We start from the raw sequence: 25,133 nt of genomic DNA, 5'->3' as shown, positions 1-25,133 counted from the left end.
AATAACAAAAATGTTACAACAACGCGTAATTACGGCCACCATCTTAGCGGCCTTGGTGGTGACGGCAGTTTTTAAATTGCCCGGCGATTATTTTTCTTTAATTTTAGGGCTGATTATCCTGGTGGCCGCATGGGAATGGACTCATCTTATCGGCATCAATGCGCCATCCCGAAAATATTTATTCTTATTGGGCCTTCTTTTACCCATGCTATGGATACAGTTTTGGACGCAATTCTTGGAAGGCCTGCAATATGTGATAGAAACAGCGCAACAAGACTTGTACCAACACGCCAAGAAAGTGGGTTGGATATCCATCAGTTCATTTATGGAATACTTGAATATACCTGATGTTAGGTTGTATTCGGGCGTGTTGGAATGGTTGGTTATCCTGCCGGTTATTTTTTGGGTGCTGGTTATGGTGTTGATCAAACACTCCCCGACAGGCGTATTGAATCTGGAACTGAAACCACGGCAAAAAGCATGGATGGGCTGGTTCGTCTTATTGGCGGCGTGGATGTTTTTGGTGCGTCTCAGGGTGCTTTATGGGCCTGAAATGGCGATGTATTTCTTGATCCTAATCTGGGTGGCAGATATATCCGCGTTCTTTGTCGGGAAAATGTATGGCAAGACGAAGCTCGCGCCGGAGATCAGCCCAGGCAAAACGATGGCAGGATTTTACGGTGCATTGGCTTCAGCGATTGTTTGTGGTGTGCTGGTGAGCCTTTTATATGGATTTCCGCTCATGAACGCATCGGACTTTATTTTGCTGTCGGTATTGACCGTATTGATTTCTATTTATGGCGACTTGTTCTTCAGCGTCGTCAAACGCCAAAGCGGAGTCAAGGAAAGCGGTTCCATACTGCCTGGGCATGGCGGACTCCTTGACCGCATAGACAGTATGATAGCCGCAACGCCTTTTTTCTACGCAGGTATCTTTCTGATTTACAGGATAATCGAAGATGCCCAGGCGACTGGTGTTGCCGGATGAAAGGCTTATGCATTTTGGGCGCAACAGGCTCAATTGGGGTAAGCACCTTGGATGTCGCGGCGCGGCATCCACACCTTTATAAAGTCATTGCCTTGACCGCAAATTCCAATATTGATGTCTTATTTCAGCAATGCTTGGCGCACCATCCCCAGTATGTTGTTGTCGTAAACGAAAGCAAATCCCAAGAATTCCAACAGAAAATCAGCCATTCTCAAGTATCCGACATTAAGGTTCTGACCGGTGCGGAAGCTCTGGAAATAGTAGCCACCCTGGATGAAGTGGACTCGGTGATGGCAGCAATCGTTGGCGCGGCAGGCTTGTTGCCTAGCCTTGCCGCCGCAAAAGCCGGAAAAACCGTGTTGCTTGCCAACAAGGAAGCCCTGGTCATGTCTGGGGACATTTTCATGGACGCAGTCACCGCATCGGGCGCACATTTGCTGCCGATTGATAGCGAACACAATGCCATTTTCCAATGCATGCCCGCCCATTATAAGACGGGTACGGACGGCAAGCAGGTCAGGCGCATCCTGTTGACTGCGTCGGGTGGGCCGTTCCGCGAAATGCCTATTGAGAAGATGGCTGATGTTACACCAGAACAAGCGGTCGCCCACCCCAATTGGGACATGGGCAAAAAAATCTCCGTGGATTCGGCCACCATGATGAACAAGGGCCTGGAAATGATTGAAGCCTGCCTGTTGTTCAACATGTCGCCCGAGCAGATACAGGTCGTTATCCATCCGCAAAGCGTCATCCATTCGATGGTCGATTATGTCGATGGTACGGTGTTGGCGCAAATGGGCAATCCCGATATGCGAATACCCATCGCCCATGCGATGGCGTGGCCGGAACGGTTTGACTCGGGAGCCAAACCGCTCAATATCTTTGATGTCCGCAGGATGGATTTTGAAGAACCGAACCTCCAGCGTTTTCCCTGCTTACGCCTTGCTTATAAGGCCATCCATGCGGGCGGGACGATGCCGACCGTGCTGAATGCCGCTAACGAAATTGCAGTCGAAGCCTTCTTGGACCGCCGTGTAAAATTTACCGATATTCCCGTGATTATCGAACAGTGTATGGACGCTATAGCCGTCGCCGTGGCAGACACCTTGGCGGTTATCCTGGATCACGACCAACAAGCCAGGACAGTTGCCAAACAGATAATTGCTGATAGGCTTAACTAATGGAAATGTTGCACACCCTGTTTTTTTTCGTCGTCGCCATCGGCATCCTGATTTCATTCCATGAATTCGGGCACTTCTGGGTTGCACGCAAAACGGGGGTTAAAGTCCTTAGATTTTCGGTAGGTTTTGGCAAGGTATTGTGGTCGCGCCAGAAAAATCCAGACGATACCGAATACGTCTTGTCGGCAATTCCCTTGGGCGGTTACGTCAAGATGGTGGATGAACGCGAGGGCGAAGTCAAGCCGGAAGACCTGCCGTTCGCCTTTAACCGTCAACCGCTTTGGGTTAGGACGGCGATAGTTGTGGCGGGTCCAGCGTTTAATATTATGTTGGCAATCGCCTTGTTTTGGAGTGTGTTAGTGTTGGGCGAAACAGGCTTGAGGCCCATACTGGGCGAAGTAAAACAGGGCACACTCGCGGCAACCGCAGGTTTTGTTGAAGGTGAAGAAATCATCTCCGTCGGTGACAAGCCTTCCAAGACCTGGACGGAGGCAATGAGTATGATAATTGCTTCCGCCATGGATGGCGAGCCAATCATCAAGGTCAAGACGAAGAATCTCGCCGATGAGCAAAACGATAGAATGCTCAAATTTACTGAAAGCGACGTACAAGATTCAGAGAAACTCTATGACCGCTTAGGTTTTAAACCTTGGTCACCCAAATTGCAACCGATCATCAATGAGGTGCTTCCTAATGGCGCAGCATTGGCGGCAGGCTTGAAAAAAGACGATTTAATTATCAGTGCGGATGGAAAAGCCATTGCCGATTGGATGCAATGGGTAGACTACGTTAAAAAGCGTCCCGACATTACCATTAATTTGACGATTGATCGCCAAGGAATGCGATTGACACTGCCGATAACCCCCAAAAGCGAGCAGGTCGGTGAGGGAACGGAAGGCAAAATTGGCGCTTCCGTACTTATGCCTGAGGGTTTGATGAAATCCATGACGGCTGAATATTCATTGCCGCCGCTAGAAGCCATTCCGGTAGCGTTTAAGACCACCTATGATTATTCCATTATGACCTTGAAAATGATGGGCAAAATGCTCGTCGGCAAGGCCTCCGTCAAAAATTTAAGCGGGCCTATCAGTATTGCCCAAATTGCGGGACAGTCAGCCAGCATGGGAATGGTCCATTTCATCAAATTCATGGCATTAGTCAGCGTGAGCTTAGGCATACTCAATTTATTGCCGATACCCGTGCTTGATGGCGGGCATCTCCTGTTTTTCGGGGTTGAGGCGATCAAAGGCAGCCCGGTTCCGGAAAAAGCGCAGCTATTTTTCCAACAGATAGGCATGGCATTGTTGTTGTTGCTGATGGCTACGGCAATGGTTGTCGATGTGCAGCGCCTGTTCGATTAATGGGCTTATTTTGGTCTTTTAGACTGAAGGCCACAAAAAATTATTGTCAGATATGAACGAATTTTAGGTCAATCACTCCTACCCTCGAATCATTTCACTTTTCACCTGAGAAACCCATGAAAATAACCACCCAGATCGCCGGACTGTTGCTGTTTGCCTTGTTCTTGCCTTTCGCCAATGCAGATGAAGCGGCGATTAAGCAGGCATTGGGAAAATCCATGCCGACCGCAAAAATCGAATCCATCAAGCCTTCTGAAGTCAAAGGGGTTTATGAAGTCGTGTTGGGTTCAAGCATTTACTACGCTTCTGAAGATGGCAGATACTTGCTGCAAGGGCGTTTGATTGATGTCGCAAACCGCATTGACTTGACCGAACAAAGGCTGGGCGCGACCCGTAAGGCAGCGCTGGATAAAATCGGCACGGACAACATGATCGTGTTCAAGCCCAAGATAGGCAAGTACAAGGTTTATGTTTTCACGGACATCGATTGCGGCTATTGCCGTAAGCTGCATTCCGAAATCGACCAATACCTGGCGGAAGGCATCACCATCCAATACCTGTTTTTCCCCAGGGCAGGCAAGGGGTCGGATTCCTACGACAAGGCCGTCTCGGTCTGGTGCGCTAAAGACCGCAATGCGGCGTTAACGGCGGCAAAAAAAGACCAGAAACTGGAACGTAAAACCTGCGACAACCCCGTCGATAAGCACATGCAATTGGCTAACGAATTCGACGTAAAAGGCACACCCATGATCGTCACCGAGCATGGCAATATTTATCCGGGTTATTTGCCGGCCAAGGAATTGGTTCAGGCTTTGCAAGGCGAGAAAACTTCCCAATAAGGGATTTGTAGGCTGGGTTGAGGTACGAAACCCGGCGTTTGCCCTATAGTAAGTGTGGGGTTGGGTTAACTAACCGAACCTACTAGCTTTTGAGTTTTAAAGCAACAATCGATTGCAGTTCTGTTTCTGCATGACACACCGGGGAGGGCCGGCTATGTTGATGCCAGATCCAGACAACGAACGTAGGCCTCTACCTCCAGTCGAGTTCTTGAATTCTATAGAGAACAAGAATCAACGAACGAGATATGCTGTTTTGTTGGAGCGACTGGAACCGTTAGCGAAATTGATTGGGACAATATATCCAGCCCCAGATGGTCTTCTAGATCAATGCTTGATGGTCGATGCTCGAGCATCGACCATCAAGCATTCACCCGCAACTCCTCAACCATTTGGAAAATTTAGCATTGCCAAGATGGGTGTGATGTGGGCATACGCTCATGAGCTTTTTCACTTTTTGCGTAGGCATACACTCGTCGAAAAGCATTTTGGCAATGAGGTATCAACGAAACACGCTCTAGAGTATGACGCAGATTTGTGTTCTGTTGCCTCGCTCTATCGCTACGTTCAGTCTCAAAATCCAACTTGTAATCCGCTGCTTTTGAAGCGCGTTGTCTTGATGAATCTGTACTGGACTCTACGGATGATGATTGACGGAACTACTGTCAATGACTTCGGAGGGTCTCAAACACATCCTTATGTCGCAGCTAGATTGACAGATGCCGTTGGAAAACTGGCTATGCTGAATGACACGCAGACGCCAGACCCAAATTTTGAAAACCCGACAACCCATCTGCATTGTGGAAAGCTGATGAATATCCTGATGCCCTTAGAGTTGGCGTACGTGAAGGCTTCCGAGAACTCACAAAGTGGAGGTGTCGAATTCAGTATAGTGGCCGAGTTTGCCCAAGCCAACATGGAGCTACGCTTCACTCACCACCGTCACAAACGATGGGATGAGATTTCACCGTTGATTGAAAAATTTGCAAAATTGCCCAGAAGCATGGTGGATAACGAAAAAACTATTGCGCTCGTGGGGGATAACTTTTCGCTTCCGCCATATAGAAATTGATTTTTATTCAAGTCGGGTAGTGTGCATTCCATGCACTAAAAAACGATAAATGTATTGCCGTAATTTTATATCAAACGCCGGTTTGGTGCGTAAAACGCACCCTACACCAACCCCCTAAGCTTATAAACCAACTCCAAAGCCTGTTTAGGGCTCAAGTCATCAGGATTAACATCCTCAAGCAAGCTGATAGCCGGATGGCTGCCCTGGTTGGCGAACAAATCCAGTTGGTTGGTGCCCGATTCCGCTTGCTGCTCGCTATACGCCTTGTCTTCCAGGTGACGCAGCTTGGTTTTGGCTTTCTCGATTACCGAGCGTGGCACGCCCGCCAAGGAAGCGACTTGCAAGCCGTAGCTTTGGTTGGCGGGGCCGTCCTTGACGGCATGGAGGAAGATGATCTTGTCGCCATGTTCCATCGCGTCCAGATGGACGTTGGCAATCGTTTTTTGCTCGTCGGCCAAGGTCGTCAGTTCAAAATAATGTGTGGAGAACAAGGTAAAGGCCTTGGTTTCTTTGGCGAGATAATCGGCGCACGCCCAGGCTAAAGACAAGCCATCGAAGGTACTGGTGCCTCGGCCGATTTCGTCCATCAGGATAAGGCTGTTGGATGTGGCGTTGTGCAGGATATTGGCGGTTTCGGACATCTCCACCATGAAGGTCGAGCGTCCGCTTGCCAGGTCGTCCGATGCGCCGATACGGGTAAAAATCTTGTCGATAGAACCGCAAATCAGGTTTTTGGCGGGTACGTAACAGCCAATATGTGCGATCAGGACGATCAATGCGGCTTGGCGCATATACGTCGATTTACCGCCCATGTTCGGGCCGGTAATCACCAGCATCCGGCGTTTGTTGGACAGGGACAAGTCATTGGCGATAAAAGGCGTGTCCGACACCTGTTCAACCACCAGATGCCGTCCGCCTTCGATATGGATGCCCGGCCTGTCCGATGTGAGCGTGGGTTGCGAGAGGTTCAGCGTATATGAACGCTCGGTAAAGTTGGCCAGTGCGTCCAGTTCCGCCAGGGCGGTGGCGCACTGCTGCAAAGGCAGCAAGTCTAATCCAATCCGGCCCAATAGCTCGTCGTACAAGGCTTTCTCGAAAGCGAGCGATTTTTCCCGTGCGCTAAGGACTTTGTCTTCAAAAACTTTCAGTTCCTCGGTGATATAGCGTTCCGCACCCTTCAAGGTTTGCTTGCGGGAATAATGGGCCGGGATTTTATCGGCGTGAGTGTGGGAAATCTCGATATAGTAGCCATGCACGCGATTGTAGTTGACCTTAAGCGTGTTTATGCCTGTCGCCAGCCTTTCCCTACTTTCCATATCCAGCAGGTATTGGTCGGCATTCTGGCTCAAGTTCCTGAGCTCATCCAGTTCCTGGTTGTAACCTGCCGCCATCACGCCGCCATCTCGGATCAAGACAGGCGGATTTTCGACGATCGCTTGCTGCAATAAGGACAACAGGGCAGGGTGTTCACCTATGTGCCCTAGCAATAGATTGAGATGAGGGTTATCAATAGGGGTGAGTAAACTCTGCAAGTCAGGCAATACGGCTAAGGTATTACGTAACACCAGCAAATCGCGTGGCCTAGCGGATTTCAGGGCAATCCGCGAGCTGATTCGCTCAATATCGCCCACTTGCCGCAAGACAGTTTGTACGTCCTTATACAACTTGCCTTCGAGTAGGCTGGCGATACAGGCATAACGGTGTTTGAGGGCTTGATGGTCGCGCAACGGACGGTTAAGCCAACGCCTTAAGCAACGGCTACCCATTGCGGTTGCGGTTTTGTCCAGTACGCCCAATAAGGTAAATTCCGCTTGTCCCGTCGGGTGAAAATCCAGCTCCAGATTACGGCGGCTGGCAGCATCCAACACGATGCTGTCGGTGGTGTTTTCCGTACTGATTCCCTGGATATGCGGCAATGCGCTCTGCTGTGTATCTTTTATGTACTGCAACAACGCACCAGCGGCGGCGATGGCTGTGGGTAGGTCGTCGCAGCCGTAACCTTTCAGGTCCAGCGCGTTGAATTGTTTCAAGACCAGTAAACGGGCACTTTCCGGTTCAAAATGCCAAGGCGGTCGCCTGCATAAGCCGCCGTGTTGTTTCAAGCTTGAAGGCAGTACCCAGTCCTCATTGAACAACAGTTCAGCGGGTTTAAGCCGACCAAGCTCACTCATTAACTGGTCTTCGGTATCGACTTGTTGTAACACAAAGCGCCCGCTGGCCACATCCAGGCTGGCTATCCCGTACTTGTCGTCGAAGTTACATACGGCAACCAACAAGTTATCTTTACGGTCTTCCAATAAGGCTTCGTCAGTGACCGTGCCGGGCGTGACGATACGCACGACCTTGCGTTCGACCGGCCCCTTGGAAGTCGCCGGATCACCGATTTGTTCGCAAATCGCCACTGATTCGCCATGCCTTAATAATTTGGCGAGATAACTTTCAGCGGCATGGTAAGGGATGCCTGCCATTGCAATCGGCACACCTGCCGATTGTCCTCGGCTAGTCAAGGTGATATCGAGTATCTGCGAGGCTTTTTTGGCATCATCGTAAAACAGCTCGTAAAAATCACCCATACGGTAAAACAGCAGGGTATCAGGGTGTTCCGCCTTAATACGTAAAAATTGCTGCATCATCGGGGTGTGCGGATTGGCGGCTTTTTGCTCTATACTCATAAGCCTATTTTATATGAACTCCATGGAGTCCACACATGGATAATACCTTATTTGATTTGGCTGAACGATTGGGCCAAAGCCTAAAAGCCAAAGGCTGCAAAATCGCTACGGCGGAATCCTGTACAGGCGGCTGGATCGCCCAAGCCATTACCGAAGTGTCCGGCAGTTCCGCTTGGTTTGACCGGGGCTTTGTTACCTACAGCAACAGCGCAAAAGTGCAAATGCTGGGCGTAAACCCGCAAACTTTAGCGCAATTTGGCGCAGTTAGCGCGGAAATTGCATTACAAATGGCATCGGGTGCGTTGGCAAACAGCGAAGCAGATTGGGTTGTCGCCGTAACTGGGATAGCGGGGCCTGATGGCGGCAGTGAAGAAAAACCCGTGGGAACGATTTATGTCGCTTGGCAGGACAAAGCCGGGAATGCAAAAGTTGAAAGGCTTCAACTGTCGGGAAATCGCCATCAGATTAGAAAGCAGACGGTCAAGAATGCGATCGAAGGATTTTTTGAGTGGCCACAGTAAACAAACTGGCTTGAAAAAAGAGTCAGAAACAAATCAACGACAATAAACAAGGTATATTCGCTTAACATGGCCTTAAATATCATGGATTAATGGAATACGTTTCCGTATAAGTATCGCCTTGTTTGCAAACATCCCGTGACGTCGGGCTTTCGCATTGGGTATCGGTGATTTCCGTCTTTAATGTGCCAGCGCCTTCGGGAATAAAGAAAAATCGGAAGTTGGGGTCTGAACTGATCGCGATATCGGTTTTTGCCGTCAATATCGGTTTGTCGTTAAAAGAGACTTTCATCTGCTCGACAAAATGCGATTTTTTGATAAACCGTGTGACTTGATCCATTTGCATACCGCTTAAGTTGGGGTGGCTAATCAATAGCTGCACCAACGTGGGTTCTTTGGACTTAACGCCTTCATCCAGGCGGAATTTCATTTTACCCAAGCGTTTCATGGCGGCGTCTAAATCAGTGCCCACAGGCGCAGAACAGCCACCGCTGGCTTTAACGAATTTCTTGGACATATAGAGTTTACCGTCATTCATTTCGGCAATCGCACGGATATAACTGTAGGTGTTGACGCGGATACGCATGGCAATGTCGGCTTTCCCGCTGTCTGGGGTGAACTCAAACTCGCCGACGAAAGGGAAGGGGTTTTTATCGACCAGCACCAGGATTTTTTTGATATAGCTGTCGTTCGTTTGCTTGATTTTGGTATTGATCTTTAACGGCACCAAGGCAGGGTCTTCTGCGCGGATGGGCGCATCCAGTTCGATAATATTGTTCGATTCTTCTATCGTTTTTCCAGAAAAATACTGACTTTTTAGGGCGTTATTCCACTCGTTTTCATTTTGGGTTTCTGCTTGGCAGAATACCGGCATTACCAGCAATGCCAGAATGATTGACGTAAGGCTAATTTTAAATAGCATGATAGTTCCTCCAAAATTGAGGGTTATTTTAACAAGGTAGTGAAGAATAGCGTAGCGCATTCGGTCGCATAGCTTCAGTTATTACACTCAGCGGATTTTTGCAATATGAAAGCTAATAAAGATGCGGTTTATTAGGGTCGGAGGCACTTTATCCAAACCGAGCCGTCTGCGGTAAATCAAAAAATTTGTGAACTGGTTCACAAATTTTGCGATTCATTGCCTAATCTACCTTGCAAAATATAGGCATGTTCTATACTCAGATTCGCAAATCATAAATTGTTCTTGCAGCAATTTCATGGTTTCGCAACCGTCGTTCAAATCTGATGCAACATAAATCCAGGGGATTGCAACCTAAGCTATGCAATCTTTGAAGATTGATAAGAAAACTAGAAATTGTGCAATGCCAAACCGTAGGTTGGGGCCAAGCTTAAATATCGTCCGAAAAGGATGGGCATGGTTAAAATCGAAAGTTATCGTTGCCTGTAGCTAGGGTTTGTCGCTATTAGGCAGCGAATGCTGCCTAATATTTTTATTTTATGGCGTAATAGCCTGAATAGCGCCCTGTTTTCATCCATAAAACAGTATCCCCACGTTTTTCCGGTTGGCTTTCTATAAAGCGATAACCGAAGCGTCCAGCATGAAGGCCAAGAAAGCTTCTCGCCTTTTATAACGAAATAAGGTTTTCCCCAAACATGTTAAGCCAAGTACTGCAAACTTCAACTATCCAACGCTTAGCTCGAGGGTCAAGGTTTTGCTTGGATGTGATGGGTCACCAAAGAATCAGCAAGCAGCTTGACATGGGCTAGGTTTATAATCCTATTGTTTGGGTTCATCTTGCAGATAACAACCCTAATCAATTAGGATAAGCTTATGCCCTGGTTAAAAGCCTTACATTTGATTTTTATGGTGACTTGGTTTGCCGGCTTGTTTTATTTGCCGCGCTTGTTCGTGTACCACGCTATGAGCGACGATGCAGTCAGCCTTGAACGGTTTAAGGTGATGGAGCGCAAGCTGTATTTCGGCATCATGACACCGGGTATGGTCTTGACCTTCACCTTTGGGTTCTGGATGCTCGCCGGATATGCCTGGGATGTATACGGAACCAGCGGCTGGCTCCATGCCAAGCTGGGCTTGCTGGCCTTGTTATTCGTTTACCACGTTATCTGCGGAAAATGGTTGCTGGATTTTAAATATGACCGCAACAAACACAGCCATGTCTATTACCGCTGGATGAATGAGGTGCCGGTGTTGTTTTTGATTGCGATTGTTGTTTTGGCGGTAGTTAAGCCATTTTAAGTTACTATCTATATGGAACCCTTAGTAAGAATATCAAGGGAGATATTGTCGGTGCATTTTAAAGCAATTCAATGCTTTGAAAGCTTAATGCACTCAAACATAAAGCTGTCCAATGCTTCCACGACGGGGCAATCCACGTAATGTAGCCCTAATTCGGTGGGATTAACTTGATGGTGCTTAAGGATTCCGCTGATGGAAAAGGGGATGCCCGATTCAGGCAACAAAAACTCTATCCTGATCTTGCGGTCAATACTAGCGGGCATGACGGAATTCAGCTTGATTTTGACACCGGTATGACTAATATCGATCACTTCACCCTCTAGGTTCGTCGGCTCGTTCGGCGTATCAAGAAATATATTGGCTTTTAGCCCATGTGGGTTAAACCGAGGATTTTCCCTTCTTTCTACCTGACTCATGGCATTGTTCCTAAAAGAATATTGACCGATTCGATTATAGACTTTTTGCCGATAACAACAAGGCTGAGTTGAAATGCTAATTTTTACCTAAAGTTAGGGTTGGGATAGGGTATATAAGCAGCTGATTCTCCTGCCCCTTGTCCTTTCCTGCTGGAGAGGAAGCTATATTCTCAACTTAACGGCATTGGATACACAGGACAGCCCATAAAGATTACGCGCCAGGGGTTATTTTGAACCGCGTTTAATCTTGCGTTCTTGTTTTTTCGCGGCTTTCAATTGCTGGATAAGCGACAGTTCTGCCAGTTCCGCCTCCATCATTGTCGGTGTTTCCAGGCTTATCCGGCCCAGTGTGCCGGTACGCAATTCAGTCAAGAGGATTTTGGCAACCCTGTCTACATCGACTAGGCCACCTGCGCGTAAGCAGCCCCTTTGCTTACCAATCACTGTGATTAATTCTTCTACCTTAGCGGGCAGTGCATCAATCTGAAACCGTGTTTTTAGCAAGTCGGGATAGTTGTCAGATAAATATTCCAGCAGATAGAAAGCAATCTCATCATGGCTAATGGCGGTATCTTTGATTGCGCCTGTGGCTGCTAAACGATAACCGCTGTTTTTGTTTTCCACATTCGGCCAGAGCATGCCTGGGGTATCCAATAAGACAAGATCATTTCCCAAAGCGATACGTTGCTGCCGTTTGGTGACGGCGGGTTCATCGCCCGTTTTTGCAATGACCCTGCCAGCCAAGATATTAATTATCGTCGATTTGCCGACATTGGGGATGCCCATAATTAGGGCTTGTGTCAGTTTACCTTCGCTTTTGTCGGAAGCGGCAAGTTTGCGGCAAAGATCAATCAGCTGTTTGATTTTATCGGGTTGATCTATGGATAAGGCCAAGGTTTTTACACCTTTTTCCTGTTCCAGATAAGCCTGCCAGCGTTGCGTGATGTCGGGATCGGCAAGATCGCATTTATTCAACACCTTGATGCAAGGCTTTTCGCCTCGCAACCTAGCCAACATGGGGTTTTGGCTGCTGAACGGAATCCGTGCATCCAGAATTTCAATCGCCATATCAATATGGACGAGCGTTTCTTTGATCTCCCGTCCGGCCTTGTGCATGTGGCCTGGATACCATTGTATGGTCATGATGTCATAGTCACCGTAATCACGCGCAATCGGGGTATGAAACTGTAGCAGGTTGGAGTTAGGCGAAACCTAACTCCATTACCGCTTTTATTGGACTTGATTTATTCGGTCAAGCGTGACTGACTAGGCGTCAATTGTTTTCGGCTTGGCTCGTTTGGACGGTGAGCTCAGCCTTTTTTTACTTTTGTCAGGCTTGTGGGATGAATCGTCGGACTTAGGGTGCTTGCCTGATGATTCACCAAGTCGCGATATATTCAACGCTTGCCCGACAACCCGGACTTTTTTCAATTCGTTAAACAATTCTTTGGGCATGCCGGCGGGCAATTCTACCGTGCTGTAATCCTGTTCGATTTTGATACGGGCGATGTGGTCGCCGTCGATGCCGGTTTCGTTGGCGATTGCGCCGACGATATTGCCAGGTTTTACACCGTGGGCGTGACCGACTTCAATGCGAAAGGTTTCCATTTCGATGTTGCTTGCGCCAAAATCGCGTCTAGGCCGACGTTCGCCATGCGAGCGTTCAAAGCGTTCCGATCTGTCTGGCCTGTCGCCTCTTGACGGTCTACTGTCCCCGCTTTCCCTGTCATCCCGCCCTTCTTTGGGCTTTTTAGGTAGGTTTTGGATTAATAAAGGTGTTTCACCTTGCACCAATTTGGCTAAGGCCGAGGCAATTTCCAGTGCAGTGACATTATGTTCATGCTGGTATTGCTCGATCAACTGACTGAAAAAACTTAATTCTTCAGCAGCCAATGTATCGGTAATGTTTTGTTTAAAACGGGATATGCGCTTGTTGTTAATGACTTCTGTCGAAGGCAAGCCCATCTCTTCAACCTGTTTTTTGGTCGCTTTCTCGATGTTGAACAGCAGCTTCCGTTCCCTGGGGGCGATAAACAAAATCGCATCGCCTGTGCGTCCGGCTCGGCCTGTCCTGCCAATACGATGAATGTAAGATTCTGTGTCATAAGGGATGTCATAGTTGACGACATGGGTGATGCGGTCTACGTCCAACCCACGGGCCGCGACATCGGTGGCAACCAAGATATCCAGCTTACCGTTTTTAAGGTGGTTAATCGACCGTTCTCTCAGTGTTTGCGACATATCTCCGTTGATTGCCGCCGCAGAAAATCCGCGCGCTTCCAGTTTTTCGGCGAGTTCAATCGTCGATGTTTTCGTCCTGACGAAGATAATCATGCCGTCAAAAGTTTCAGCTTCCAGTATGCGGGTGAGGGCATCCAGCTTGTGGACACCGCTGACCAGCCAATAGCGTTGGCGGATATTTTCTGCCGAAGCGGTTGTGACCTTGATGGTGACTTCTTCGGGTTGGTGCAGGTATTTCTGGGCTATTTTGCGGATAACCGATGGCATCGTTGCCGAGAACAGGGCGATTTGCTTCTTTTCCGGCAATTGTTCCAATATCCATTCAACGTCGTCGATGAAGCCCATACGCAGCATTTCATCGGCTTCATCCAATACCAGCACCGTCAGGTTGTCTAAAATCAGGGTGCCACGGCGCATGTGGTCCATCACCCGACCTGGGGTGCCGACGACAACATGAGCTCCGCGTTTAAGCGAGCGAAGTTGTGTACTGTAATCCTGTCCGCCATAAATCGGCAGGACGTGAAAACCTTTTAAATGCCCGGCATAACGCTGGAACGCTTCGGCCACCTGGATAGCCAGCTCACGGGTTGGTGCAAGCACTAAGGTTTGTGGGTCTTTCAGCTTGAGGTCAATACGGGACAAGATGGGTAACGCAAACGCTGCGGTTTTACCGGTTCCGGTCTGGGCTTGACCCAATACATCCCTGCCTTTCAGCATGTGGGGAATGACTTGAGCCTGGATGGGCGAAGGGGTTTCATAGCCGACATCATCCAGTACTTTGAGTACGGGTTCGATCAGTTCTAAATCATAGAAGGAAGGCATAGGAGTTACATCGTTGGACATTAAGTTACCTGTTGGAAATGGGGGAATGCGCGTTGGCGCGATAAGCTATGATACACAGTCGAATCATTCAAGTGGGCTATGGCCGAGCAGCCAAGACTTGGCGAATTCAAGTCCATTTACCAAATAACAGGGGGAAGGAGCAGAATCAATTGTCGGCACGAATAACCTAGCTTTAAAGCTATTCGACAATTATATAACAGATCGAGTAATTTTCCCTAACGAAAACAATAAGCTCTAAAATTAACTTAAAGGCCAATAATTACTGCCGACTGTTTTTTGGGAAAAATTTCTTTTAGAAAAACTGGGGTTGCCTGTTACGGGCTAATTTTGGGCAGCATTAGACAACCCGACTGAATACATCTACAGGTTATATTTACACTACATAACGCTGTAGAATGTCGATACTTAGCTTAAAACTGCTGTGCATTGTTTTGATTTTTTTGCCTTACAAACAATCTATTTTTAATGATCTGATTTTATTATGAAAATTAAAGTCGCCAAGGTCATGGATCATTGCATTTTCATTAAAGATAAGTTCGGAATCTTCCAAAATATCTTGTTCAGTGATGCCCCAGGCATTCATAAAGTCGGGCTTTTTAGCCATTTCCGTTAACGTGAGTTCAAAGCGGGGGTTCTGGTAAACCGTTACCCTTGCTTTTGGGCCAACTTTTAGGCTATGAATGCGTTTTTCCCAATTGTCACCGTTGACCTTGCTTAAATTTTCAAGCTTGGTCTGGCCTTCTAGGAACAAATGTTTACCTGAATACTGGGTACCTTCAAAAAAATCGCCCCAGCAGTCTTTATCGGTAGCGTAAGCAGAAGAGGTAAGGCACAATAAAAGTATGGCAATCGAATTTACTTTGAAACGACTAAAAACGAATAGGATTCGGTTCATGGGTATTCTCCTGTAGTGAAACGAGGGGGCATGTTAAAAACATGTCGCTACTATTTACTAACTTTGGAATGCGGCTACGGCTTTAAGACAATTCAATTATGTCTCTGTTCAAAATAATTGATATTTGTTTTTGAGGGTTTCAAATGGTGGTTTAGGCGGTAAGGTTTCTGATCATTCGCCCGATGTATTGGGCTGTCACTTAGTCTCAGCGGACAACTAGGCAAATTTTAATCGAAAATTGCGGGAATAATTTTTGAGCACAAGAATATTTTTTCGATTGCTGGTTAGCACAAGCTTAAGGCCATCCAGTCTCAGTTGTAATCAATGTATCATTGATTCAAATTCAATGCCTTACGCTGTGTGTTATTGTGCAGGATTGCCATTTGCTTCTATATAGTCAATAAGCGCCTCTACATCAGCATCGTTGAGCCTTAAATTAGGCATCAATATTTTGTTGTAGCGGTTGTAGAGGTCGATTGCAATGGGATCTTTCTCCGCCAGCAATTTATCGGGTTCCTTGATCCAACGTCTTAGCCATGCTTTTTCCCGTACCTTTGCCACACCTTGCAAACCTGGGCCTAGGCCATCTTCCTTGCCCAGGCTATGACAGGAGGCGCAGCGAAAACGGTACAAGTCTTCACCCTTAGTCATATTCGGCAATTGTTTGGCTTCAGAATAATTGACTTGATTGGGTTTTCGGCTGGGTTTGATATTCGATAAGGAATAACCCATCAACCACGCCAGGGTTTTAGGTTCGTCAAAAGGAGAGCGTTTCATCCATTGCCCGGTGCGTTCGTTACCGATCATGAAGCTGGTGCTATGTTCGCTGAGTTTGTTGGCTTCGACGCCATCTCTATACAACCCTAGTTTCTTCCGGATTAGCGTGGTGTCTTCTTTGCTTCCGGTCAGGAAAAGCCAACCTGAATTGATGCGGAACTTGTCTGCATATTCTTTAAGCACTTTGGGAGTGTCGTGCTCGGGATCAATACTGATGGAGTAAAAGAATATATCCTTGCCGACACGGTCACCCAATAACCGTTGCACCTGGCGTAAACTGGCAGTCTCTGCCGGACAGGTGTCGCCACAATGGGTGTAGATGAAGTTGATAGCGACGACCTTGTCTTTGATAAGGTCGTCATAAAATCGGAAGCTCTTGCCGTCTTGGTCGGTGAGCTTGACATTGGGGAAATAATCCTCATTCCAAGGTGAACCCTTAGGGGCGGCCCAGGAGGGGCTGCCGCCAAGGATTAGCATGGCGCTTATGAATACTGTAAAGATAAACGAACTTTTCAAATATACAACAACACCATGCCTTTTCATCGTCTTTGTGTCCTATGACCTCTTACTTTGGTAAAACAAATGCCGCCTTTGCCTTCAAATCGCCGATTTTATAGGTTGGCAAGGTTGTGCTAACGTCGTAAGTCACCCCATCCCATTCTGGCATCGGTGTCGGTACCGCAATCGTTTCGCCGGGGTGCTGGATATCCCAGCGTAACAGCATCGTCTTGTCCTCATGTTGGGTGTTATGGCAATGTTCCATGTAGGTGCCGGCAAATTCCCTGAAACGGATTGCCATATCCACGCTCGAGGTACTGTCTGCTAACGGGCCTATGCGATACACGTCCTTGCGGGCATATTTTTCCCAGGGTGTGGGTGTTTTACCTCCACGGTACAGGATTTGGCCTTCCTCAAAATGGACATGCACCGGATGGCTCCAACCACCGCCGCCGAGCTTGATATGCCATATCTCGACTTTACCCAAACCGTCTGGCGCATCGGGCAGAGTTGGTGCCGCTGACAAACGGTGCGGGTCCATGTTCAATCCAATACCGCCATCGGTTTTGATCGCCCAAGGTTTGGCGTCTGTGCCGTTAGACCTGCCAAACTCGAAAGTCCGGTTAACAGCGGCTTGCAGTTCTTGGGTTGTCGGCCTGTTGACAGGTATCATTTGTTTGTCGCCTTTGTTGCCTTCCACATAATCGGCAGGGTTCATGCTCAAGTCCGTGCAAGCGTCAGTGCCTTTTGATCCGCAGCCTTTCACCCTAAACTCGAGGAACTTACCGACTACCGGGTCGCCATTGATACCATCCGCCTTGTATTTGCCGCTGAGGACATCAACCAATGGCACTACCCGCTTAGGCCCCAAGCCATTTTCGTGTTCCAGCAAATTCACGAAGTACAGCTTTTTGCCGGTAAAGTTTTTGAAGTCAACCACAATGTCATAGCGTTCGGCTATGCCTTGTTCTGGCAATGCCCCTTCGGCAGATGCTGCATTGGGGAACGGCACGGCGTATTGCATGATATTACCATCATTGGCAATCATGTGATATGGTATTTTATTGCCCGATTCATCCACGATGGCGATCTTGTAATAACGCGAAACACTGCCGTTCAAGATGCGGAAACGGTAGCGACGGGTACGCACATCCAGGTAAGGCTTATACTCCCAGTTGACGGTGATGCGGTCACCCAAGAAACCGTCGGTATTGAAGATGTTGAACTTCAGTTGGCCGCTGTTATCCCATGCCTTATCGGCAACCAGCAAATTCACGTCATAATCCCGGTTGCCCCAGTCCATACCTGAACCACTTGGAAAACACAGGTTAGCATTATTAGGGTTGGCATAATGGCAGCCATAACCTACAGACGAATTACCGCTCGCCTCATTCATGTCTTTAGGTTCCCGTCCACGATCCACCGCGCTGTAATAGTTCATCATCGCGGCATTGCCCTTGTAGACGTTCTGTGCGGTGAAATCTAACATGTGGTCATGGAACCAATGGGTGCTCATGGTTTCCCGCCAGTCGCCAGGGACTGGCGTGATGCCGCCGTATCCGTCGGGTGCGCCTGTCCTTAAATCGGTTGCGCCTTTGTTGATGCTGTCATGCCCGGCTAAAATCATTGGCCAATGGTAATCATAGAACTGGCCTGGATAAAAATAGGCATGGGCGTAACCGTCGTTTTCCGCGCCGTCATGCCCGTTATGTTCGTGGGTACTGATGGTATGCGTACCAAAGCCGTTGTTTGCCGATACATCAATCGGCAGCGCGTTGTAATGGCGGAACAACACGGCTTCACCGTAACGCGCCATCAATAGCTTAGGTGGTAAGGTGCCGTCAAAAGTCCACACAGAGTGTGGGTCTTGCGCGGGTAAGTTAGGGTGTATCTTGACTTCTGTCCCTTTGGTTGAGTTATTGTCGAGATGGTACAAGCCGCCTGGGCCGAACTCTCCTATGCTGTAGCCATGCCGTTGATATTTGTCGCGCAGCCCGCCATTGATACGGGCACCGGTCATGGCGCTTTGGAAATAGGCCTGTGGCATAAATTCATCCCAACGTTGATGGGCGAACTGCTCGCCGCCTGGACGGCCTTCAAGCACACCTGACAGGTTTGTTGGCAACAAACCGCAGTCCTTCTTTATCTTGTCGGCCCAGGCGTTTGGCAATATGTCGTTTGCCTTCCGGGTAGGAAATGGATGGATTGGCTCATTTAAAAAAGTGTCTAAGGCCGTCCCAACAGGCGTGCTTTGACAATCCGCTACACCTGGCATTCCGGATGTCAGTGTAGCCACATTGCTCTCGTTCGGCATTGCTTGTGTGCCAAATTCCTCAAACATCAGCATCTTGGCCGTAAACGGGGCTGCACATCTCGGCTGGCCGCTGATACATAAAGGGCTGGCTGTGCTGTCCGTTGGGATATTGAATTTTGCTTGCACGGGCGACGAAGACACGAAAAATCCAGACAGCGCAGCAATGGCGATAGTCAAGCTGGATAATTTTAATGGGTTGTAAGAAAGCGTTCGAAGCTTACTGGTTTTATCCCTGCGTTTTATTTTAGCGCTATCCGTAGCGCTAAAGTGATTCATTATGTACATTTTAACATCCTCTCTAAAGACGGTTAGGGGTTTGCATGCGAGATGAGGGCAAACGCTGTTTGGTCATTCCTTTGACAAATGAGTAGGTTTGCACCTGCAATTACTCTGTGGTTCCTTAGTTGAAGGAAGCTCTAGTTATTTATGTTTACTGCTTGTTTGGGTATCTTGTTGGCAACAACTTTTACTTACTAGGCTTGATTTAGGGTGGCGGTAACACAACCACCCTAAGTTAGCTAAGATTCTCCTTACGTATTGCTTACCAAGGTGTTGGGGTGAGCGGCCCCACATCGGCATCGCCAAAGCGTAGGAAAGGCAAATGCCAGAAGTCGTTCGGGACAACCAAGTCACCTGGCCTTACACCTTCAGGGAAAATATACTCGAACACGGGTGCCGAATACTGTCCTACCATAAGACCGTTAGCTGCAAGAGGCGCGGCTGACAAACAGGCATCTAAACTGGCCGAATGTCCAGTGTTGACATCTAGGTCGGCATGGGTAGGTTTGCACAACGAGCGTGCCGCTACGCGGATGTTACGACTTGGTTGGCTCAAAATCCCAGTAATCGACTTGGTTGCACGAATCCTGGCGCGTTGTGGTTGCGGGCCGGTATTTTGGGTGGTGATACCACCATCAACGCCCATACAACTAACTGCAAGTGTTGCGGATGGATCGCACTCGCCAGTCATCTCGAACATAGTTGCCCAGCGGTTATGTTCTATACCATCAGGGCCAACATCGACCATGTAAATATCAACAGGGACTTTGACATCGGTGGTTTCAGCTTCCAGAAAGATTCGGTCCTGAGTTTCCTGAGGTACGCCATTAATTGAGGTGGCAAGGGGGTCAGCGGTACCGACACCAAACTCACCAATCGCCAGGTAGCTAGGTTGGATGCCGGGCTGGGTATAGATGCCCACATTGGCTTCAATCGTATGCGTGGAGATAATGCCGTTCGACAGGAGTGTGCCTGAGAACGAAATGTAGTCCCCAACTTCAAGCGGCGCTTGTTGCCTTGCGTCCGGATCGGTTGGTTGAGCAATGTTATACACTAAGTCGGTGGCGCCGGCTTTTGGGTCGGGCGCAAAAAACGGAGGTTTTGCTGTTGTTCCTGGGACAGCTCGCATGACGAACTGGGTGCAATAAGTTCCAGTAGGAAGTCCCAGTTCGCCACTAACAGGAGGTGCAACACCTGCTTGGCTAAAGTTGCGGCAACCTAAGTTCGCTTTAGGACGATTTTTCTGTGGACACAGCGGGTCGTCGGCTACAGCTGGGTTTGTTCTTGGAACACACATGGGATAGCCGGTGGCAGCGTGGATGGTTGGGTTCTCGTCGTCAACGCTGAAGCGTGGGTCCGGGCTTTGCGCACGGCCAAAACGGCCATCTTTGTTGAATGGTGGGGGCAAGCCTGTGTCGTGGCCCGGATCGTTGATCTGAAGGACCACTGGGCTGTTCGGATTGCCGGTATCTACCTCATCCCTGTGCTGTAGTCAATCCTAGAAATTATGCCATTGCCACTGTTGAGGGATTGCTGGGAAATGTACATCAGCCCCGCGATGTGCTTGCCATTGACGATGTTGCCGACCACGTTCAGTTCATAACCAGGGTAAGCTCCACTATTAAGAGACAGCGAAAGCCCGCCGTTGACCATATCGGCCCAGGTGAAGGTGTTTGCCGGCATCTGGATGATCATGTTGCACGGAATTGTGATCGTTTTGCCGTTGATAGTGGCTGTGCCGCCCCAGAGAGACGGGTCAAGATTCGTGCAGCCAGCACTGCTCACGGTTGCATTTTGCAAAAAACCTGTGTCGTCAAACCCGCTCAGTGTAGTTCCTGGCGCTAATACTGGGTCGGGTAGCGTCGGAACATTGAACGGCCCCAGAGCCCCTTTGACGGGCGACTTGGCCGTCCCGCCTTTGGCGTAAACGCCTGTTGCTAAGGTAGCGGCAAGGATTGCCGTTACCATTTTGGTTGTAAGTTTCATTTCAGTTCTCCTGAACAATAACTGTAAATATTCCTTGACTGCTCTGTAGATTCGCCAATCAAACAAAACCTAGCAAGGTTGTTTGGTACTCAACTTTCATTCCTTGAAATAAACGAAAATCCTTTAAAGTCCTTTTCGGAATTAACACAATTAAATAACTGGTTAATCGGTATAAAACACCAAAATCAATCGGGTTTTCACCCACAGTCAATGAGCTGGTTAAATCCATTAATATCGTTGCGGTGTAAAATTCACGGTCTTTACCGCTGGACACTATGCTAGGGTTTTGTCCTGTTTATTGATATACGTACAAATACCTATTTCATTGGGTATTTTTACCAATTAAGTCGATTGAGTTATTGCCCAGAGATAGAGGTTTGAAAAGTGCTTAAAGAATTTGGTTTGCAATAGTGATATATTGTGTATGTATTGATTATAAAAGCTATGTATTTTTTCTTATCTGATTAATATTTAAGGTAAAATAATAATAAAAATAACATTAAACTTTTTTATAAAAAACAATATTAATATTATTTATATAGAGTTTATATGCATAAATATATGTCGCTTTATTGGGTTATTTTGATTTATTATTTACTGTATTAAATAGTGGTTGAAAAAATTAATGACAAAGCTAAAAACGACAAAACATATACGTAATACATATTTAATATATAAGTAATATATATTATTGATTTTAAGTTTAAGCGGTCGTAGAAAAGCCTTTTTATGGCGGAATGAGGGTTTGCGTTGGAAGCGCTTCTTAGGGTGGAATATTGTCACATGGCTATTAACAAGCCATAGGTAAAAAGGTAGTTGTTTGTTGGTTAACCAATTGAAGTCACGGAGCCCGATAGCGGCCAACCTGTGCGGTATATAGCCATGTATTGCTATTTGACCAAGGAATTTGACATTAAGAAGATAAGATCGGAGCGCTCGCAATAAAAATGCGACAATTGGGCGCATTTGTGGTTGCGGTCAAAACAACCAGTGCTTAATCGGGGTTCTCTTAATACCCATATTGGCTAAGGCCTGCCTCAGTCGTCTAGCAATGTTTTTAGGTAGATTTGCAAGTTGTCCGAAGTTTTGTTTAGGCCTAATTTCTTGCGGATATGATTTCGGTGGATGCTGACCGTCCCTTCGCTAATCCTTAAGGTATTTGCAATCGATTTGGTCGGCAAGCCTTGCCTGACCATTGATGCAACCTGTGTTTCCAGCGGCGTCAATTGTTTGAGGGCAGAGGGTGCTGTGCCTGTGCGCCCGTAAGCACTAACCAACTGCAGTAAGTTGGCTTCAATAACCCCGAGCAGTTCGGAGGCTTGTACCCGTCCGGTGCTGGCCCCCTTCAACTTCTTTAGGAAAGGCAAGATGGTTTCTTCCACTTCGCGGTAGAGCGCTTGTTGGGATTGTGCCTTGTTTGACTCCTGGTGCTTGAGTAGAACAGTTATCGCAGCGTTAATGTCGGCGGTTTCTTTTTTGACCTTTTCCAGTTCCTCTTTCGTGGTTATCACTTGGTTTTCCAGGCGATGACGAGTCTCAAGTAAAATTTTTTCAGCTTGCTTTTGCGCGGTAATATCGGTTAAGGAACAAACATAGTGGCTAACGCCCCCTTCCTTATTAATGACTGCCGTGAGCGTGATCCATGCCGGGAATGTTTCGCTATTCTTGCGTTTTTCCAGTGTTTCACCTTGCCAGTACCCGTTGTTCATAACCGTTACCCATACTGATTCGTAATAACTTGGGTTATGTTGGCCCATACTAAGTATGGAAATGGTCTGTTTAATGGAATCTTCGGCAATGTAGCCTGTAATACGTGTGAATGCCTCGTTCACCCGTAAAATAACTTTGTCGGCATCCGTTACAGCGATGCCGTTTTGCGTTTCGAAAGCTACAGCAGCAATGCGTAGCGCTTCATCTGCTTGCTTATAGCTGGAAATGTCGTTAAGTGTGACTAGGAAAAGCGGGAAGCCATCAACCGCTTGTTTGACTATGCAATTGAGCTGAACGTAGACGGGAACGCCGTCATCCCGTAGCACTGATAATGCAAAGCTTCGATTGTTGCGGCTTTGTTTAGCTAATAGGCAATGCCAATTCCAAAGCTCCTTGTCTTCATCGGCGACAAATCGGGCAAATCGTTTTTTGGCGAGTTTTTTATGCTCCACGCCGAGCAGATTGGCGGTCGCATAATTGCATTCAACGATTATCCCGTCATCGGTTAAGGTGATATAGCTAGTAGGGGAGAAATCGAAGAGATTGCGGTAGTAGTCGGGCGATTTTTCTTGGTCAACGTGTGCAAGTTGCAATTCACCGTTACGCTGTTTCAGCCCTTCTTTTGTAAAGTTGTCCTGGTGAATTTTATTGGCATTCATCTCATTTGACTCATTCATATTCTTGCCCAACAGCAATAAGGAAATTTACCTGCAAAATTACGGCTGCAGTTTTAAAGGCCTAAAAGATCCCTTTATCTGTTGTTAAAGCTGTGTTGTATTTTAAACAAATTTAACTAAGGTATAGAAAAAGCAGCATTCTATGTTCAAAAGAGCGAAAATCATGCCAACAGCATATTTTTTTATAACTCAATAATTAATAATAATTATTTTATATTTCTTTGGAAGATTGTAAGGCTCGTTTTCAGAATAATGGTTGAAATGCACCAAGGCTGGCGGTTTATTTGAGCCGCATTTAATTAATGTGTGGAAAATGCTATTTATCCTCGTAAGCTTTAAATGTCTTTAATTGCCCATAGCAAGGAAACCTCGGAATAAGTTGTTTCCGTAAATGCTTAGGCTGTTTCGCAAGCTCATGGTTCGCCACGAGCGGAATCAGGCTTCCTGAGCTAGTCGAAATAAGCTAGTTGAAGGGCTTGGTCAGCGCTTCTTACAAAGATGAGTGCGATTTAGAGGCCGCTGTCAATAAAGCTCTAAAAACTCCTTTCTCTGGGAAGGCTTACCTGGCAGCCTGTTTTGCCAAGCTTATGTCGATTCGTTTACTATGCATTTCCGATTCCGTTTTTTGTTTGTCTGGGAATAAAATGCCATCAACCTGCTATGTCGATGCTGTCAGCCAAAAGGAAATGCCAATGACGCCGCCCCACTGTGATTTATTGTCAACATGACACCATCCTCCCTAACAACCCTCAACCATGACCGTGATGTGGCCGGTCTTACTTACGTTTACCCCGTACTATCAAGACGGGCAGGCGGTTTATCGATTGGTATTAATTTCAACACGAATAATGCTTGCAATTGGCGTTGTATCTACTGTCAAGTACCAAATCTTGTCAAAGGTGCTGCGCCCGATTTGAACTTAGCGTTGCTTGAGTGGGAGTTAGGGTTTTTCCTTAAGGATGTCCAGCAAGGTGATTTTTATCGGCGTTTTCGGGTGGAAACCAATAACCAGGTCATCAAGGATATTGCAATCTCAGGTAATGGTGAGCCGACCAGCGTAAAAAATTTCACTAAGGCGATTGCCTTGATAGGGGAAATTGCAACAACATCAGGGGTGTTTCCGACAAGTAAATTTGTGCTGATTACTAATGGCAGCTTGGTTCACCAGCAAAAAGTAAAGGAAGGGTTGCAAACCTTAAACCGCTACGGCGGTGAGGTATGGTTTAAATTAGATAGCGCCACTAAACAACGCCGGGCATTGTTTAACGAAACCACGCAGTCCGTAAAAAGCAGCCTGGAAAATCTCAGGATTTCGTCGGAATTATGCACAACAAAACTGCAGACCTGCCTGTTTGATTACGCAGGGCAGGGCTGGCCTGAGGCTGAAAAGCAGGCTTATCTGGATGCGCTAAAAACCATTAAAGCGACGGCTGATGTTAAGGAAATCATGCTCTATACACTAGCAAGGCCCTCCATGCATCCAGAAGCTAATCGATTGGCTATGTTACCGCCTGATGTCTTGAATGCCATTGCGGAAGAAATTCGCCAGTTAGGGTTTGTGGTGTCTGTCGCTTGTTGAGGACTATCGCCTAAATCTGGAACTTATCCCTTGTTGCCGGTCTTTCTAGCCTCTATAATGCAAAGTCCGACC

Annotated in this window: 20 protein-coding genes; 8 read left to right on the top strand and 12 right to left on the bottom strand. The window is 47.4% G+C overall.

Features of this window, described 5'->3' with window-relative positions; translation table 11 throughout:
• Positions 1-10 precede the first annotated feature (10 nt).
• From MGMO_RS13340 to MGMO_RS13320, 5 genes are all read left to right on the top strand, one after another.
• On the top strand, positions 11-988 hold the full coding sequence (locus MGMO_RS13340) for a phosphatidate cytidylyltransferase (RefSeq protein WP_023495585.1): 978 nt from the start codon (positions 11-13) through the stop codon (positions 986-988).
• Complete coding sequence (gene ispC, locus MGMO_RS13335; protein WP_023495584.1) at positions 985-2,169, top strand: 1-deoxy-D-xylulose-5-phosphate reductoisomerase; 1,185 nt, start codon at positions 985-987, stop codon at positions 2,167-2,169. Before MGMO_RS13340 ends, ispC begins: the two co-directional genes overlap by 4 nt.
• Positions 2,169-3,530 carry an RIP metalloprotease RseP gene (rseP, locus tag MGMO_RS13330; RefSeq protein WP_023495583.1) on the top strand — a complete coding sequence of 454 codons (1,362 nt, stop codon included), beginning with the start codon at positions 2,169-2,171 and terminating at the stop codon, positions 3,528-3,530. The genes ispC and rseP overlap by 1 nt, the downstream gene beginning before the upstream one ends.
• A 116-nt stretch (positions 3,531-3,646) precedes the next feature.
• Positions 3,647-4,369, top strand: a complete 723-nt coding sequence (locus MGMO_RS13325) for a DsbC family protein (protein WP_023495582.1) — start codon at positions 3,647-3,649, stop codon at positions 4,367-4,369.
• A gap of 160 nt (positions 4,370-4,529) precedes the next feature.
• Positions 4,530-5,438, top strand: a complete 909-nt coding sequence (locus tag MGMO_RS13320) for a hypothetical protein (RefSeq protein ID WP_036308020.1) — start codon at positions 4,530-4,532, stop codon at positions 5,436-5,438.
• Positions 5,439-5,539: 101 nt separating this feature from the next.
• On the opposite strand, the gene mutS is transcribed toward MGMO_RS13320, so the two are convergent.
• A complete protein-coding gene (mutS, locus tag MGMO_RS13315; RefSeq protein WP_023495580.1) occupies positions 5,540-8,110 on the bottom strand; it encodes a DNA mismatch repair protein MutS in 2,571 nt (856 codons plus the stop codon).
• Between the two features lie 35 nt (positions 8,111-8,145).
• On the opposite strand from mutS, the gene MGMO_RS13310 reads away from it, so the two are divergent.
• Complete coding sequence (locus tag MGMO_RS13310) at positions 8,146-8,631, top strand: CinA family protein (protein WP_023495579.1); 486 nt, start codon at positions 8,146-8,148, stop codon at positions 8,629-8,631.
• Between the two features lie 79 nt (positions 8,632-8,710).
• On the opposite strand, the gene MGMO_RS13305 is transcribed toward MGMO_RS13310, so the two are convergent.
• Positions 8,711-9,550 carry a quinoprotein dehydrogenase-associated SoxYZ-like carrier gene (locus MGMO_RS13305; RefSeq protein ID WP_023495577.1) on the bottom strand — a complete coding sequence of 280 codons (840 nt, stop codon included), beginning with the start codon at positions 9,548-9,550 and terminating at the stop codon, positions 8,711-8,713.
• Positions 9,551-10,420: 870 nt separating this feature from the next.
• On the opposite strand from MGMO_RS13305, the gene hemJ reads away from it, so the two are divergent.
• Positions 10,421-10,846: a protoporphyrinogen oxidase HemJ gene (gene hemJ / locus MGMO_RS13300; RefSeq protein WP_023495576.1), complete on the top strand. Its 426-nt coding sequence runs from the start codon at positions 10,421-10,423 to the stop codon at positions 10,844-10,846.
• Between the two features lie 68 nt (positions 10,847-10,914).
• On the opposite strand, the gene MGMO_RS13295 is transcribed toward hemJ, so the two are convergent.
• The 10 genes from MGMO_RS13295 to MGMO_RS13250 all read right to left on the bottom strand — a co-directional run bounded on the left by MGMO_RS13295 (position 10,915) and on the right by MGMO_RS13250 (position 23,482).
• Complete coding sequence (locus MGMO_RS13295) at positions 10,915-11,262, bottom strand: PilZ domain-containing protein (protein ID WP_023495575.1); 348 nt, start codon at positions 11,260-11,262, stop codon at positions 10,915-10,917.
• Positions 11,263-11,487: 225 nt separating this feature from the next.
• Positions 11,488-12,405, bottom strand: a complete 918-nt coding sequence (ylqF, locus tag MGMO_RS13290; protein ID WP_082458372.1) for a ribosome biogenesis GTPase YlqF — start codon at positions 12,403-12,405, stop codon at positions 11,488-11,490.
• A 123-nt stretch (positions 12,406-12,528) separates the two neighbouring features.
• The gene (locus MGMO_RS13285; RefSeq protein WP_023495573.1) at positions 12,529-14,346 is read right to left on the bottom strand and encodes a DEAD/DEAH box helicase; all 1,818 of its coding nucleotides are present in this window, start codon (positions 14,344-14,346) and stop codon (positions 12,529-12,531) included.
• Positions 14,347-14,791: 445 nt separating this feature from the next.
• On the bottom strand, positions 14,792-15,241 hold the full coding sequence (locus tag MGMO_RS13280; protein WP_023495572.1) for a beta/gamma crystallin domain-containing protein: 450 nt from the start codon (positions 15,239-15,241) through the stop codon (positions 14,792-14,794).
• A gap of 363 nt (positions 15,242-15,604) precedes the next feature.
• A complete protein-coding gene (locus MGMO_RS13275; protein WP_161808496.1) occupies positions 15,605-16,495 on the bottom strand; it encodes an SCO family protein in 891 nt (296 codons plus the stop codon).
• An 88-nt stretch (positions 16,496-16,583) separates the two neighbouring features.
• Positions 16,584-19,115 carry a multicopper oxidase domain-containing protein gene (locus MGMO_RS13270; RefSeq protein ID WP_023495570.1) on the bottom strand — a complete coding sequence of 844 codons (2,532 nt, stop codon included), beginning with the start codon at positions 19,113-19,115 and terminating at the stop codon, positions 16,584-16,586.
• A gap of 256 nt (positions 19,116-19,371) precedes the next feature.
• Positions 19,372-20,556, bottom strand: a complete 1,185-nt coding sequence (locus tag MGMO_RS13265; protein ID WP_023495569.1) for a hypothetical protein — start codon at positions 20,554-20,556, stop codon at positions 19,372-19,374.
• Between the two features lie 23 nt (positions 20,557-20,579).
• On the bottom strand, positions 20,580-21,095 hold the full coding sequence (locus MGMO_RS13260; protein ID WP_023495568.1) for a hypothetical protein: 516 nt from the start codon (positions 21,093-21,095) through the stop codon (positions 20,580-20,582).
• A 58-nt stretch (positions 21,096-21,153) separates the two neighbouring features.
• Entirely contained in the window at positions 21,154-21,369 is a 216-nt protein-coding gene (locus tag MGMO_RS13255; RefSeq protein WP_023495567.1) for a hypothetical protein, read from the bottom strand.
• Between the two features lie 763 nt (positions 21,370-22,132).
• Positions 22,133-23,482 carry a PAS domain S-box protein gene (locus MGMO_RS13250; protein WP_023495566.1) on the bottom strand — a complete coding sequence of 450 codons (1,350 nt, stop codon included), beginning with the start codon at positions 23,480-23,482 and terminating at the stop codon, positions 22,133-22,135.
• 724 nt (positions 23,483-24,206) lie between these two features.
• Here MGMO_RS13250 and MGMO_RS13240 point away from each other — a divergent pair.
• Positions 24,207-25,061: a radical SAM protein gene (locus tag MGMO_RS13240; RefSeq protein ID WP_023495565.1), complete on the top strand. Its 855-nt coding sequence runs from the start codon at positions 24,207-24,209 to the stop codon at positions 25,059-25,061.
• The last annotated feature ends 72 nt before the right edge of the window (positions 25,062-25,133 follow it).

Source organism: Methyloglobulus morosus KoM1 (assembly GCF_000496735.2).
Lineage (GTDB): Bacteria > Pseudomonadota > Gammaproteobacteria > Methylococcales > Methylomonadaceae > Methyloglobulus > Methyloglobulus morosus.
The sequence above is the reverse complement of the archived record's forward strand: the minus strand, read 5'-3'. Positions and strand labels throughout refer to the sequence as shown.